Here is a 14836-nt window from a genome sequence, read left to right on the forward strand (position 1 = left end):
AAGGTTAATTACAAATCTCTGACTTTCTATTGATTTCGTTACCAATAAACTCCCGAATATTTAAATTCAAAAAGCTTAAAATTGTGATTACTAGAATTGATACTGAAGAAAACATGAATATTAAGGCCGTATCGTTATTTATTAATGTCCCCAAAAAACCACTTAATAATAAGCCTAAGGGCAATAAAGCACTTGAAACGGCCATCAATAGACTCATAACCCTTCCCCTTAATTCATCAGGTGTGCCTTCTTGAAATAAAGTTATCGACTGTAAATTGAAAAGCCCCAATCCCAGCCCTACAATGCAGATTGAAAATAAAGAGTGAAAAGAAATTTTACTTTGACTCAATAGGTATATCCCTATTGCTATTGATAACATTCCAACAAACATTTTAAAAGTTCGGCCTAAACTTTTTAAAGAAATCGAAGCTGATACCCAGTAACCTAATATACTTCCAAGAGCCATTGCCGCTAATAAAAATCCATACCAGTTAGCTTTTTCTTGGATTTGCTCGGTAACATGAAAAGGTAAAAATAGCATTATAGGAGCTAAAAATAAGTTTACAGAAGATGCAAATAACATCGATGGAAACATGCCTTTGTTGCTCTTTACATACTTTAACCCTATGACTAAGTTCTCTTTATATTCACTAAACGTTGATTTTATATCTTTAGAAATTCTTTTTTCTTTATCAGTTGTTTTTATGAAAGCTTGGCTGATGGCTGAGAAAATATAGGAAATTGAATCAAATAGAAAAAGCAATGGGGCACCAAAGAGTCTATATAATATACCACCAAGCAATTGACCAATGATATTTGAAAATTGAGCACTAGATTGGAAAGCAGCAACAGTTTTAGATAACTTTTCTTGGCTTACCAGTTCAGGTATCAAAGAATCAACTGTTGGCTGAAAAAATGCTCTAGAAATACCTAAAATTATAGAAACGAACCCAAAAGCTAGAATGATCAAATTATTGTTGAACTCCCAGAAAATTAAAATAAATAAAGCAAATACTGATAGTCCTCGTAGAAAGTCAGTAAGTATGATTATTTTTTTCTTTGAATAAATATCTGCAAAAACACCTGCTAATGGACCTAAGAGAGAACTTGGTAAAATAGAAAGTATCATCATGGTGCTCATCAAAATCGATGATTTTGCATTTTCCATAAGCCAAAACATCATCGCTATTGTATATGCCTGCATTCCAAGCTGACTGATGAGTTGTCCCTGCCAAAGAAGAAATATATTTCGATTCAATGAAACTCCTTTAAATACTCGATAGATAAGTAGTGTTCTGAAAGACTATAATTCGCTCTTTTCTGCTGTTAGGTGTTTGATTTAATTTAACTTACTTTAATCTAATGTACGATTACCTTCTTGTCAATAAACTTTTTATTCGTCTCAGCAATTGGGTAACCGATCTCTAAGATATCATCTTTCAATGACTTTAAAGTAACTCTAGCATCCTCATTTAGCGAGTAAGGAAGGAACCGCTCGCCGCACAAAAGTTATCTGCTATTGTACAGATAGATACTGCTCACCAAGAAAGATTTGAAAGCGAAGCCAAGTAACTAGCTGAAAAGCTTCAACGTAAGTCCTACAGGCAAAGTTAGATATTTACGCTGCAATTTGTGCCGTTATGTAATTGACATGCCCCAAACGCATGTCAAAGACATAAAGTATTCTAAGTGCTATCAGCCTCTATCTCTGGCTAAAATATAATCCCCACGAGCTGATTTTCAATCGCTAGAGATCTGTTTTGCTACAATATATCGTGGGAATTATGATCTTCAGGCACTACGATTTATTCTGCTCTAACCTTAATTTTCTCAACGTTGGCGTATTGCGTTCCCGCCGGCTTTTCTGACAAGGAAAATTCAATCGCTACATATTGGTTACGATGTTTTTGTGCTGACTTCGTGTAAACCCACTTCTGGAGCCCAAGTATGGTTGGGGCATCAAAAAGACCATCGAGATCTGAAGCAACCACTTGAATATCAGACACATTTCCATCTTTTTCTATACTGAAATTGACTAATACACTGCCTTCTAAGCCATTTTTAATCGCGTACTTAGGATAAACAGGCAATGCCCTTTTCACCACAGACACCTCAGTAACATCGGCGCTCAAGGTGTTAAATGACAATAAACTGAGTATGAGTACAATTCCAACGGGTACTGCACGCAGTGTACGAGTGAGCGCATGCAATAAATTAATCAGTGGTCTTTTCATGGTGTTTTCCTTTTTTGTTTTTATAGGTGGTGATTCAATGCCTATGGCACTTTAATGGACAAAGGCAGGCAATATCCGTTTTGTTACGAACTGACGATATCTGTAGTAGCGTAGTTATTTTGTTCACCTAATTAGAGATATATCGTTGGGACAGGTGAATAATGAAACTCTTTTTAGAATAAAAGAGATTATTATAAATATTATAAAGGGCTGTTGTACGTTCAAAACGGGACTTACTTTTTCTCGATCATTTTTTCTAATGTCGTCTTTCGACCAGAGAAAAACTGAAAATAGGTGTGAAAAACAAATATATCTAAAAGTACCGCTAGAAGTGAAATCCCGCCCAAAATAAATCCTATAATTTCCACTGAAATACCTTATTTGAAAGTTTGCTACATTGCTTAATTCAATGTCACCTTATAGCGCGCAACGGCCATTAACCGCTAAATTCATTAATCAATAACTTACGTTATTATTGATAACTCTGCAAATTTACCATGACTCGACTCGTTTACTTGTCTGGTAAAAATACAATCTGTCGTGATAACATCGATACTATAGAATAAAAATCACCAAAGGATTGTCATGTATATCAACCGTTTAGTAGCTATAATAGCTTTATGTTCATGTTTTTTCGTCAATGCCGCGACTAATAGCATTCAAGATCAAATTCAATTGCTTCATCCAAGCTTTGAAAAGCCCTTAAGCTTCAATGTCTCTCTTCCTTCGGGCTATGCCAACAATAAGAAAAAATCGTATATATTAATGTTCGACTTTCACCCAAATGCCGATACATATCTTAGGGGAATGCATGACTGGATGAGTCACAATGGCGAATGGCCGTGGCTACAGACAATCATTGTAACTCCGGCTCAGGGAAATAGAGTTGGGATGCTTTTTGATTCTTCAGGAAAAACGACCCCCCTCCTAGATTTTTTTGAGACCCAACTTCTCCCTGAAATTGATAGTAAGTACAGAACTAACGGCTTTAGAATAATGAGCGGATTTAGGAGCAACGGCACACTAGTGTTGTCTACTTTAATTAATAAACCTGAAATGTTTGATGCGTATATCGCTATCAGTCCGGAGTTGCAAGATGACTACGCTGGAATATTATCAACGGCTCAATCGAAATTAGAAAAAGTTAAAAACACTCCCAAATTTTTACTGTTTAGTCACGGAACAAACATAAAAGAAGAACACCAATTGCAGTCTTATGGTCAACTTCAAGCCTTACTATCTAATCATGCCCCTGAATCGTTAGATTGGCATTACAAGCATTATGAAGAGTATTATTTTATGTCGTTACCCCTCGTTTCAGTGATTACGGGAATAGAAAAGCTCTTTGATGATATTAATGATGGATTGCCTCCTGAATCAGCTATATCCCAGCAGGGAGTTGATTCTATCGTGAGGCATTATAATTACTTATCTAAACAAAAATACGGATTTGAAGTTTCGCCTAAAACGTCGATAAATAATTTAGGTTTTTACTTACTAGAGAACTTGCCAGAAAAAGGCATCAGAGTTTTCAAAGAAATGGTAAAACGATACCCGACTGACGCATATAGCCACCATAATCTTGCTAGAGCTTATGCCGAAATTGGAGATTATGACACAGCGGTTAAGTACCAAAGTCATGCCGTTAAAATTGCCGATAATATGCTTACATGGCACCAAAAAAGGCATCGTAGATTTTTAGAAGAATATACCGCTAAAGCTAATAACACCAAATCCACTAAGTCTTTGCACACTCAGTGAGAATAAAAACCTTTAAAGTTCGCCCTTTGGCAGTGCATCAGATATTCATTAATGGCTTTAAATTTTTGTACCATATTATGACTATGCTAAAAAAATTAACGTGTTAATGAACCTCTGATGTTACTTTGTGTTGGGTAAGAACTTAATGGGATTGGTATAATGTGACTCTGAATTTAGAAATTCTATTAAGCAAAACACTCTGCTGTTGTCGTGACATGCAGCGGCAGTCATTCGCTAAAAGCGGAAGTTAAGCTGTGGCCTACCTAGTTGTCGCCTACATAAATCCACCCTAACGGTATCGAAGGGAAAATCAAATAGCGCGATACTTACTACAATAAGTTTATGTTGGACAGATATTTGTCCAATAGACAATCCCTTTAGCTCTAAGCTAGTTGGTCGAGCCAAAGGGATTTATAGGGCACAGTTCACCATTTGTGCAGACAAAAGGTAATGGCTTGATACTACAGCCTTGTGTTCAGATGGGATAAATGAACGTTACTTAGTGAAAAATCGACGACTTAAACCAAGTAAACCCAAGCTAAATAAAGACCACAAACCAAAGCTTGCACCTTTACGTTCAACTTTTTCTTCTAACGCACTACAATCTTCCACTTCTCCGCCTTCAATTGGACGAAGATAAACAGCACGAAGAACATCCTCTTGTTGAACTGCACCATCAATAATGATCGGCTGACCTTTTGCGTCTAATTTGTCTTGCTTAATAAATGCAGTACCAATTATTTCATTCTTCTCGTTAATATCACGACCTTCTACCACAGTATATGGGCTAGTACATGACAATAGTGAATTGATGTCAGTAAAAGTATCGGTATTTATATCATACATAAAGCCATGACGACGACGCGGAGTCGAAGGTGAATCAATAAAGGTTTCAACTTCACCTTCACCAACAATTACGCCATGTTCGTTGATGTCGTGTGCCAAGCTAGAAGAGCCATTAAAAAAGTCTTCTGGGAACACTGGCACGATCTGCTCACTGTTGGCATCGGCATAGAAAAATTTAGACCGAGCATTACCATTAATAGACTTCCACATATGGCCAATAAAAACATTACTGTTGTTAATGCCGGTAGCGCGCGATTCAAAATAGTCATCACGGTCAGTAAAATCTAGCACCTGCCCATTTTTAAATACCGCAGCAAAAGTGCCTACTCGCTCATTTTTACTCGGTGTGGTTTCATCTTTGTCCCACCAAAAATTAGAATAGCCGACGATGATATCATTATCATTAATCGCGGTTGCAGAACTGGTAAATGAACGCTCATCATCGGCATTGACATTAACCACACCTGTCCCTAAATCAACGACGTTAACACTACCATCGGTGTTAACTTCCCATTTTATGGCATTTGAAAAATATAAATTTTGTTTATAACGATAAATACATACTTCAAAAGGTACGCGTTCACCAACCCAATCATTATCAAAACAACCTAAATTGTCATCATTATTGATGTCTTCTAAGGTGTTCTCATTTAAGTCGACACTTGAAGTACCCACGGCAACACGGTTGATATTAATATCATTTACAGCTGAAACACCACCATAGGTAGCTTCAAATGGCACCAACTCAACAATACTTTCACCGTCAAAACTCACCCAGCCACGACTAGAAAAACCATTTAAAGGGTCACCATCACTGCTGTGGGTTACCCAGTGTACTACCTCTTCATCACGGTTATCGGTAAAGACGGGTAAAGGTAGATAAGGCGCTGAAGAAGTACCATATACCCAGCCATCGTCAGTGATCCCAGCTGGAACATTATTGGTCGAGCGAGATAGTTCGCCGGTACCTGGAATTTCTTGATCGAAGACCGTTAGTTGTTTGGTTTCTTGGCCATCATTGACAAAAACAAAGGTATCACCATAGTGTTGATAAGTATCTCCACTACGGGCTCGTAAAAAACGAATGGTCCAAGCTAAATCGTTAGCCGTAGGGTTGCCAGCTCGAAGCGCATCTTCATCTTCAATATCATTTAAATCAAATACTTGCTCGTGACTTTGGTCCGCCAGGTTAACAATGGCATCAAAGTCATCTTCGTCTAAATATTGAAATTGGACAGGAAAATTATACGACGTTTGACCAGACAAGAGCGACTGATTCACGTTATTTTGTTCTATACCATAGGTATTCTTAACCGTGTCAACTAAGCCTAAGTCGATCACTTCATAAGTGGCAGCGTTAGCAGCATGTGATAAAAGGGCAGATGAAATACTTACGGTTAAAAGGGATTTTATCAAGGTTTTCATTAACTACTTTTCTCTTGAAATTCTTCTAATTCTGTCCATCGGTCAAACGCGATTTCGAGTTCAGATTCTAGTTTTTGTAACTCGGCCAAAACCGTTTGGGTTTTAGCTTGTTCGTTATTGAAAAAGTCTGGCGAGTTTATTTGTTGTTGTAACTCGGCAATTTGACTTTCCATCGTTTCCACTAATCCTGGTAAGGCATCTAACTCGCGTTGTTCCTTATAAGACAGCTTGTTTTTATTCTTTGTCGTTAAAGAAGGTTGTTTATCCTCTTTACTTTTCGGTTGGATGTCAAATTTCTTCTTTTGTTCCGCGCGAAATAATAAATATTCTTCAACATCGGAATAACCGCCAACAATTTGCTCTATTTGACCACTTCCATCAAAGTAAAGGCAAGTATTTACGCAATTATTTACGAAATCTCGATCATGGCTGACCAATAAGACCGTTCCAGAATAGTTTGCCACGACCATCTCAAGCAGTTCCAGTGTTTCTATGTCTAGGTCGTTAGTGGGCTCATCCAAAATCAATAAGTTACTTGGCTTTAAAAATAATTTTGCCAGTAATAATCTATTTCTTTCGCCACCGGACAAGGCTCTCACCGGTGTTCTGGCGCGTTTCGGACTAAATAAGAAGTCTTGTAAATAACCAAGAACATGGCGAGGTTTGCCATTAACCATCACCTCTTGCTTACCATCGGAAACCGCATCTTGTACCGTCATATCAACATCAAGTTGCGCTCTGTGTTGATCGAAATAAGCCACTTCTAGATTAACCCCGTGGCGCATTTTTCCTTCTGTGTGCTGATATTGTTCGGTAATTAGCTTTAATAAGGTCGATTTACCGGTACCATTACCACCAATCAGAGCAATACGATCCCCTCTTGATATAAGTAAATCAAGGTTATTAATAATTTGCTTACCACCAAATTCAATACCAAGACCTTGACATTCAAAGACTAATTTACCGGAACGTTCTCCTTGGCTCATCACCATTTCGCCTTGAGTTTTCACTTCGCGACGAGCTTTACGCTCAAGACGTAATTTTTCAAGCGCTCTTACCCTCCCCTCATTACGAGTACGACGGGCTTTGATCCCTTGACGAATCCAGGTCTCTTCTTCGGCGAGTTTTTTGTCAAATAATTCATTTTGTTGTGCTTCAACTTGTAAGTCATGTTCTTTTTGACTTAAGTAGGCGTCATAGTCCCCTGGATAGGACTTTAAAACACCTCGGTCTAAGTCCACAATGCGCGTGGCAAGACTGCGAATAAAAGCACGGTCATGGGAGATAAAAACAATGGTGCCGTTAAAACCTTTTAAAAAGTTCTCAAGCCATAACACACTGTCGATATCTAGATGGTTAGTAGGCTCATCCAGCAATAACACATCAGGGTTAGTAACTAACGCTTGCGCCAAGGCAACCTTTCTCAGCCAACCACCAGAGAGTTCGTTGATGTTTTGATCAGCATTTAAACTTAATTTTGAAAGAACTTGCTCTATGCGCTGTTCATCATCCCAGGCGTTATTTTGCTCGAGTTGGGTTTGTACATTGGCCATCACTTCCAAGTTTGTTGCACTGGGATCTTCCGCCACCAAATTAACAATATCATGATATGCTTTGATTAACTCACCGTTGGCTTTGAGCCCTTTAGCGACATAGTCAAAAATAGTTTGGTCAATACTTTTCGGAGGGTCTTGCGCGAGCATTGCAATTTGGACATTATTTGAAACAACAAAGCTGCCATCGTCCAGAAGTTGTTGTGAATTTAAAATTTTTAATAACGACGATTTTCCAGCGCCGTTTTTACCAACCAAACAAAGACGTTCGCCTTGTTTGATTCTAAGTTCGGCATTATCAAGGATTTTACCTTCGCCAAAGGCTAATTCACCATTGGTTATTCTAATCAGTTCCACAAATAAACTCTTGTAATTGTTCTAAATTAAATGGCCAAAATAAGGTATTGCCATTATCGAGGCGTTCAAGTACTGGGATAGAGATACTATATAATTCCACCAGTTTTGGCGAGTCAACTATATCCAAATATTTATATTCTTCTGTTGCTAAAACTTGGTTACACAATTGTTCAGCAAGTTCGCATAAATGGCACCCTTGGGTGCCGTATAAATGATATTTCGGTTCTAACGCCATGGTTATTCCTAAAGACGACTAATTTGCCAGCTGTTATGAATGTGCTTATTGCGTTTAAAATCCACATCACGGGTGCGCTCGGTCAAACACTCGGCTTTAAAACCAAGCAAATTCAATTGATCAAAATCCATTTTAAAATTGCGTTTATTGTTGGTAAAAATAAGCTCACCACCTGGGCTTACCGATTTCATCCCCATTTTTATAAGGTTGATATGATCGCGTTGAACATCAAACGAGTCTTCCATTCGTTTAGAATTAGAAAACGTTGGCGGATCAATAAACACCAAATCATAGGTTGTGGTATTTTTTTCTAACCATTGTAAACAATCCGCTTGCACGAAACCGTATTTATGACCACGTAGCTTATTTAACTCAAAATTATCTTTAGCCCACTCTAAATAGGTGTTAGACATATCGACCGTGGTGACTTTTTCAGCGCCAGCTAATGCGGCTTGTACTGACACCGAACCGGTATAAGCAAAAAGGTTTAATAAAGATTTACCTTTTGCTTTTTTCGCCACTATTTGACGGGTTTTACGGTGATCTAAAAATAAGCCAGTATCGAGGTAATCCCACAAATTCACTTTAAATAACGCATCATATTCTTGTACGACTAAAGCGTCTTTGGTTTTGCTTAATTGCTGATATTGGTTTTTACCCTTTTGTTTAGCCCGTACTTTCAACGATACTTTGTTTGGATCAATTTCGAGCACTTTAGGGGCCCAATATATGACCTCTTGTAAACGTTTGGCTGCTAGGGCTTCATCAATACCTTTTGGCGCGGCATATTCAAAAATAACAATATGATCGCCGTACTTATCGATTGCAACGTTAAATTCTGGCATATCCGCATCGTAAACACGGTAACAATTTACCGCATTTTGCTTTAACCAAGATTTTAAGCCTTTTAGGTTTTTCTTTAATCGATTAGCAAAATCTGAATGCTGACCAGCAAAGTCGGCTTCTTTGGGCGTTCTTTCGATTTGCTTATCATTGATATCATAAAGAGCAAACTGACAGTCCAAAGGGCCATTTTTAAACTTATAACGCTTATAGCTTGCTAACTTTAACAAAGACAGCATTTCGATGTTGGAGGTAATTAAGCTAACACGCCAATGTAAAAAATGTTGTTTAAACACTTTACCTAATTCGGTAAACGTTGAGACCAGTTCTGGTAGCGAACCAATACGTTCTCCATAAGGTGGGTTAAAAAGAATATGCCCTTGTTGCCCATAGACATTAGTTAAGTCTTCTGCCTTTTGTTGTTTAAATTCGATTAGATGGGCAAAGCCTGCATTACGGGCATTCGCTTTGGCACTTTTAAGCACCTTGGCATCCATATCAGAGCCAAACACTTTTACTTTGCATGCCTGTAAATTTTGGTCTGACTCAGCCTTTGCTTGTGCCAAAATAGATGCGAAGGTGTCTTGTTGATGAAACTTCCAACGTTCAAATCCCCAATGCTCTCGGCTAATAGCTGGGGCTATTTTGGCCGCCATTGAAACGGCTTCCATTAATAAGGTACCAGAACCGCACATAGGGTCGACAAGTGGCTTGCTAATATCTTCTAGCCAGCCAGAGCGGATTATCATCGCTGCAGCTAAGTTTTCTTTGATTGGCGCCGCACCTGTGCCTTCTCTATAACCACGCTGGAATAAAGACCGGCCTGAAAAGTCGATGTAAAACGTCACTTTATTTCTTAATAAACGCGCTTGGATTCGAATATCCGGATTTTGTTTTTCCACCGACGGGCGTTCAAAACCTGCCTCTCTAAAACAATCGACAATGGCATCTTTAACCGTTAACCCACCAAATTGTGAGTCTCGAATCGCTTCGTTCTTACCAACAAAGTCGACAGCAAAGAAGGACTCTGAATCAAAATGTTCAGGCCACTGTATTGCACGAGCTGCATCATATAACTCGTCTTTTGTTACAGATGCGGTTTCTTCTGCAATGCGTACTAATACACGACTGGCCAAACGAGTATGTAAACAAATGCGGTAAGCGGTGGCAAAGTCAGCAACAAAATAAACGCCTTCAGGTTTTTGCACAACTTCTGTTGCGCCTAGATCTGTAAGTTCTTGTGCCAGTAACGATTCTATACCAAAGGAAGTTAATGCTAAAAAATGAGTCATGTTGAAATCCAAAATCAATAATGGCGTGGATTATAAACGAGAGAGGTCCATTTGTCTTATTTCGACCGTTATCAAGGTAAAATAATTTAACTATACGTATAGAAATAACCTAAAAGGGTTAAAATTTGTAGTAATAAACCCCAAAGTGTTGAAGAAAAGTACAAACAGCACAACAATCCCAAAATATACTTGCTTTTAGAAAATCAAATCACTATAGTACGCTTCGTTTTCAGGCGCGGGATGGAGCAGCCTGGTAGCTCGTCGGGCTCATAACCCGAAGGTCGTCAGTTCAAATCTGGCTCCCGCAACCAATTCTTGTTTAACCAATATATAGGGTAAACAATTGAATCAAGTTAAATTTGATTTATGTTGAAATTGGCTTAGAATGAGAACCTTCTTAATAACAAGAAGTAAAAGTGTTATTGGCTTCCCTACTATTGTAGGCATTCGGACGCGGGATGGAGCAGCCTGGTAGCTCGTCGGGCTCATAACCCGAAGGTCGTCAGTTCAAATCTGGCTCCCGCAACCAATTTTAAGAAAAAACGTTTTTGGGCGAAGGTCGTCAGTTCGCTATAACAAGAACCGACTCCAACAACCAATTCCAGTATAGATTAATCTTAAAAATGAAGCGCTTCGTAATAACTCGAAGTAAACAGTTATTGGCTTTCCTACATTATGTAGGCATTCGGACGCGGGATGGAGCAGCCTGGTAGCTCGTCGGGCTCATAACCCGAAGGTCGTCAGTTCAAATCTGGCTCCCGCAACCAATTTCTCTTTACGCAGATATTGGTATTCTGAAACCTTCCCTAGTAAACGGAAGTAAATCACTTTACTGGCTTTCTACAACAACGTAGAACATTCGGACGCGGGATGGAGCAGCCTGGTAGCTCGTCGGGCTCATAACCCGAAGGTCGTCAGTTCAAATCTGGCTCCCGCAACCAAATCTCTGATTTATATACGGTTTTTTGGATATCTGAACATCTTCCTTAGTAAGGGGAAGTAAAACCTCTTTACTGGCTTACCTACTCTGTTGTAGGTCATTCGGACGCGGGATGGAGCAGCCTGGTAGCTCGTCGGGCTCATAACCCGAAGGTCGTCAGTTCAAATCTGGCTCCCGCAACCAATTCTTTTTAGAATGAATTAAAACTTCTAAGGCTTTGTTTTATAATCACTTATAAAACACATTCGGACGCGGGATGGAGCAGCCTGGTAGCTCGTCGGGCTCATAACCCGAAGGTCGTCAGTTCAAATCTGGCTCCCGCAACCAATTCTTTTTAGAATGAATTAAAACTTCTAAGGCTTTGTTTTATAATCACTTATAAAACACATTCGGACGCGGGATGGAGCAGCCTGGTAGCTCGTCGGGCTCATAACCCGAAGGTCGTCAGTTCAAATCTGGCTCCCGCAACCAATTTTCCTATCTTTCCGTTATCAAACAGTGATACTCTACTTTTTAAGTTTGTGCCTGAACTGTGTCAAACGCGGTGTCACAAAATGCATTTAGTATCTTTAAGTAACTAACAAATTGACCTTCGCCCAAACGTCGCTCCTGTTAATCAATTAAGATAAATATTCTCTTGCCGGTTGGGATAAAACACCTCGTGTGCCCCTATTGTCCCTTAAATACTGCTTGATATGTGATGTTCATTCCGGGGGGTGTTGAATTCAACGTATTCGCCCTTCTTTGGCGATAATGTGTTGCATTGTGTCGCGCCAAGGTTTAGACATTCTTGTTTGTGAACGTTGTTGTCTATCTACAACAGTAGAGGTTTTGTTCTGCGCAACTAATTCAGGACACTTTTCTTAAGGAACTTTGTTCATACTCCACTGGCGATAGATCACCATTAGCTGTATGAAGCCGTTTTAAGTTGTAATTAGCTCATATATGCCGTTACATCATTTCTAATATGCTCACGACTCTGTTGTGGTACTTTTAACAACTAATCATGTTTTAAGCTGCCGAAGAACCTTTCTACAACCGCATTATCCCAACACGCACCAACGTCACCCATGCTCGCTCTAATACCTATTTTAGGCGCTTTTTAAGGATTAATAATAGGCAATTACACAGATGTAGTTACAGCGTCATCTTTTAACAAATGATTAATAAAAACCAGTAACCTTTAAGTAATCTCTACCCCTGTGATCACCACTTTCACCTGCTTTTTTAAATAGTTGCATCGCTTTTTGGAAATCCTTTTCAACTCCACTGCCGTTCAAATAGTGAAGACCTAATGGAAATAGGCTGCTTGTTTCACCAATTTTTATAGCTTTTTCCCTATATTTAACTGCTTTCTCGTAATTTATTTCACCTGAATAGCCACCTTCATAGAATAATGCAAGCCAGCCTAGTGCCATGTTAGAATCTTGAGTGTTTGAATTTTCAACTTCTTTCAATAAGTTAATGGCTTTCTCATGATTAACATCGGATGAATTAGGCGAACCATAGAGCATAGCAGCTTCTACTTTACTTGATATATCACCTAATGCAGCAGCTCTTTTCCACCACACCCCTGCTTTTATAATATCTTCTGGAATACCGATCCCTTTTTCATATATATAAGCAAGCATTGATGCTGCCTCACCATGGCCTGATTGAGCTGCTTTAACCAACCAACGTGTTGCTAACTTAATGTTTTTATCCGTTCCAAGCCCATCTTTGTAGGCATAGAAAAGTTCAAACTGGGCAGGTGCATAGCCTTGCTCTGCCGATGATTGAAGCCACTCAATTGCTTTATGTTCTTCTTGTGCTTCTACATGTAACATGGCTAATGCAAATTGAGAATTTGCAAATCCTTTATTAGCAGCTCTTTCGAAATATTTATAAGCTGTTTTTAGAGAAGTACTTTGGCCAAGTCCATATTTATACATAACTCCTAGTGTAGTGGCATACTGAATTTGGCCACCTAATTAGAGATGTTATTATACATCTCATAACCACTTAGGTGACACAAATGGCAAAGAAGAAAAAACCAAATTACGCTCCAGAATTCAAATTAGAAACAGCCCAATTAGTCGTCGATAACGGCTACACTCATGCAGAGGCAGCTCAAGCAATGGGCGTTGGTTATTCAACCATAAGTAAATGGGTGAAACAGTTAAAAGAAGAGCGTACAGGTCAAGCACCTAAAGCGTCACCAATGACGCCAGAGCAAATAGAAATTCGTGAGCTGAAGAAAAAGATAGAGCGTATTGAATTAGAAAAGGAAATTCTAAAAAAGGCTACCGCTCTGTTGATGTCAGACTCCCTGAACAATTCGAATTAATCGAGAAACTCAATCAGAGCAACAAGGCTAAATACCGCATAAAAACCTTATGTGAAGTGTTTGGGGTTCACCGCAGTAGTTATAAATACTGGCGTATCAGGGATAAATCGATCCCAGCAGATAAATTACGCTTGCTAAGTGAAGTTAAGCAAATTCACCGAGAGAGCAACGGCTCAGCAGGTGCTAGAACGATAGCGGATATAGCATCAAACCGTGGTTTTGATTTAAGTCGATACCGAGCAACTAAGCTAATGCGAGAGCTTGAGCTAGTTAGCTGCCAAATGCCTCAGCATAGCTATAAAAAAGGCGCTAAAGAGCATGTTGAAATACCAAACTTACTAGATAGACAGTTTGATGTAGTTGAGCCAAATACTGTTTGGTGTGGTGACGTTACTTACGTTTGGGTAGGAAACCGCTGGGCCTATCTTGCGGTTGTTATAGATCTATTTGCCCGTAAGCCTGTTGGCTGGGCAATGTCGTTATCACCAGATAGTGCTTTAACAAGCAAGGCCTTAATGATGGCTTATGAAAGCAGAGATAAGCCTTCTGATGTTATTTTTCATTCAGATCAAGGCAGTCATTATACAAGCCGTAAATTTAGGCAAACTATCTGGCGATATCAGATAAAGCAAAGCATGAGTCGACGAGGAAACTGTTGGGATATAGAGAATATACTTACCTGGTTGAGTAAATTCAACCTTATAGCCTTGGTCTTTTGTTCTAGGTCCCTCAGCAGATTGCCATTGTTCACCTAGACAAGATTGAGCGGTATTTTTTGCGTTGTTAAAATAATAGTCGACTATTTCTTTATTAGGAGCAGATACGCTGCATGAATAAGTGTGTCTATCATTTCCCCAAGCGAAAATCTGACAACTATCACCAACTAGATGATATTTAGCTTTCCATACTTGACTAAACCGCATGTTAGTTTGTTCTAGCTTAATACGGTTAAAGTTATTGTCATATTCATCAATTAACGCATTAATTTTTTTACATGGATTAATAACTTTTGGCTCTATCGTTT

General features: G+C 39.0%; 8 protein-coding genes, 7 tRNA genes and 2 pseudogenes. 9 read left to right on the forward strand and 8 right to left on the reverse strand.

Annotated elements, in window-relative coordinates:
* Positions 1-4: 4 nt before the first annotated feature.
* Both ACAY00_RS08020 and ACAY00_RS08025 read right to left on the reverse strand, forming a co-directional pair.
* On the reverse strand, positions 5-1258 hold the full coding sequence (locus ACAY00_RS08020; RefSeq protein WP_371372277.1) for an MFS transporter: 1254 nt from the start codon (positions 1256-1258) through the stop codon (positions 5-7).
* Between the two features lie 547 nt (positions 1259-1805).
* A complete protein-coding gene (locus ACAY00_RS08025) occupies positions 1806-2234 on the reverse strand; it encodes an energy transducer TonB (RefSeq protein ID WP_371372279.1) in 429 nt (142 codons plus the stop codon).
* Between the two features lie 585 nt (positions 2235-2819).
* On the opposite strand from ACAY00_RS08025, the gene ACAY00_RS08030 reads away from it, so the two are divergent.
* Positions 2820-3995 (forward strand): tetratricopeptide repeat protein, encoded by a 1176-nt coding sequence (locus ACAY00_RS08030; protein WP_371372281.1) that lies wholly within the window; start codon positions 2820-2822, stop codon positions 3993-3995.
* Between the two features lie 495 nt (positions 3996-4490).
* Here the strand turns inward: ACAY00_RS08030 and ACAY00_RS08035 are convergent, their stop codons facing one another.
* From ACAY00_RS08035 to rlmKL, 4 genes are read right to left on the reverse strand one after another with little or no spacing between them, the layout of a single operon-like run.
* On the reverse strand, positions 4491-6266 hold the full coding sequence (locus ACAY00_RS08035; RefSeq protein WP_371372283.1) for a DUF3466 family protein: 1776 nt from the start codon (positions 6264-6266) through the stop codon (positions 4491-4493).
* Positions 6266-8176: an ABC transporter ATP-binding protein gene (locus ACAY00_RS08040; RefSeq protein WP_371372285.1), complete on the reverse strand. Its 1911-nt coding sequence runs from the start codon at positions 8174-8176 to the stop codon at positions 6266-6268. Before ACAY00_RS08040 ends, ACAY00_RS08035 begins: the two co-directional genes overlap by 1 nt.
* Positions 8163-8411, reverse strand: coding sequence for a glutaredoxin family protein (locus ACAY00_RS08045; RefSeq protein WP_371372287.1), 249 nt, complete (start codon positions 8409-8411; stop codon positions 8163-8165). The genes ACAY00_RS08040 and ACAY00_RS08045 overlap by 14 nt, the downstream gene beginning before the upstream one ends.
* Before the next feature lie 8 nt (positions 8412-8419).
* Positions 8420-10546, reverse strand: coding sequence for a bifunctional 23S rRNA (guanine(2069)-N(7))-methyltransferase RlmK/23S rRNA (guanine(2445)-N(2))-methyltransferase RlmL (rlmKL, locus tag ACAY00_RS08050; protein ID WP_371372289.1), 2127 nt, complete (start codon positions 10544-10546; stop codon positions 8420-8422).
* 234 nt (positions 10547-10780) lie between these two features.
* Between rlmKL and ACAY00_RS08055 the strand changes: the two genes are divergently transcribed.
* The 7 genes from ACAY00_RS08055 (at position 10781) to ACAY00_RS08085 (ending at position 11957) form a co-directional block, all read left to right on the forward strand.
* Positions 10781-10857, forward strand: a tRNA-Met gene (locus tag ACAY00_RS08055).
* A gap of 141 nt (positions 10858-10998) precedes the next feature.
* Positions 10999-11075 (forward strand) — tRNA-Met (locus ACAY00_RS08060).
* A 161-nt stretch (positions 11076-11236) separates the two neighbouring features.
* Positions 11237-11313: transfer RNA gene (locus ACAY00_RS08065), tRNA-Met, on the forward strand.
* A 97-nt stretch (positions 11314-11410) separates the two neighbouring features.
* Positions 11411-11487: transfer RNA gene (locus tag ACAY00_RS08070), tRNA-Met, on the forward strand.
* Between the two features lie 105 nt (positions 11488-11592).
* A tRNA-Met gene (locus ACAY00_RS08075) sits at positions 11593-11669 on the forward strand.
* Between the two features lie 67 nt (positions 11670-11736).
* Positions 11737-11813 (forward strand) — tRNA-Met (locus ACAY00_RS08080).
* Between the two features lie 67 nt (positions 11814-11880).
* A tRNA-Met gene (locus ACAY00_RS08085) sits at positions 11881-11957 on the forward strand.
* Positions 11958-12335: 378 nt separating this feature from the next.
* Here the strand turns inward: ACAY00_RS08085 and ACAY00_RS08090 are convergent.
* Together ACAY00_RS08090 and ACAY00_RS08095 are read right to left on the reverse strand one after the other, a co-directional pair.
* A pseudogene (locus ACAY00_RS08090) lies at positions 12336-12573 on the reverse strand (integrase core domain-containing protein); the annotation flags it as partial.
* Between the two features lie 76 nt (positions 12574-12649).
* Positions 12650-13417 (reverse strand): tetratricopeptide repeat protein, encoded by a 768-nt coding sequence (locus ACAY00_RS08095; protein WP_371372291.1) that lies wholly within the window; start codon positions 13415-13417, stop codon positions 12650-12652.
* An 83-nt stretch (positions 13418-13500) separates the two neighbouring features.
* On the opposite strand from ACAY00_RS08095, the pseudogene ACAY00_RS08100 reads away from it, so the two are divergent.
* Positions 13501-14474, forward strand: a pseudogene (locus ACAY00_RS08100) (IS3 family transposase); the annotation flags it as partial.
* Positions 14475-14836 lie beyond the last annotated feature (362 nt).

This window comes from Thalassotalea sp. 273M-4, from assembly GCF_041410465.1.
Lineage (GTDB): Bacteria > Pseudomonadota > Gammaproteobacteria > Enterobacterales > Alteromonadaceae > Thalassotalea_A > Thalassotalea_A aquiviva.

Bases quoted from the DNA above. Each gene is read 5' to 3' on its own strand.
- ACAY00_RS08030 (WP_371372281.1), top strand. From the start codon at position 2,820: ATGTATATCAACCGTTTAGTAGCTATAATAGCTTTATGTTCATGTTTT.
- ACAY00_RS08035 (WP_371372283.1), bottom strand. From the start codon at position 6,266: ATGAAAACCTTGATAAAATCCCTTTTAACCGTAAGTATTTCATCTGCC.
- rlmKL (WP_371372289.1), bottom strand. From the start codon at position 10,546: ATGACTCATTTTTTAGCATTAACTTCCTTTGGTATAGAATCGTTACTG.
- ACAY00_RS08025 (WP_371372279.1), bottom strand. From the start codon at position 2,234: ATGAAAAGACCACTGATTAATTTATTGCATGCGCTCACTCGTACACTG.
- ACAY00_RS08095 (WP_371372291.1), bottom strand. From the start codon at position 13,417: ATGTATAAATATGGACTTGGCCAAAGTACTTCTCTAAAAACAGCTTAT.
- ACAY00_RS08045 (WP_371372287.1), bottom strand. From the start codon at position 8,411: ATGGCGTTAGAACCGAAATATCATTTATACGGCACCCAAGGGTGCCAT.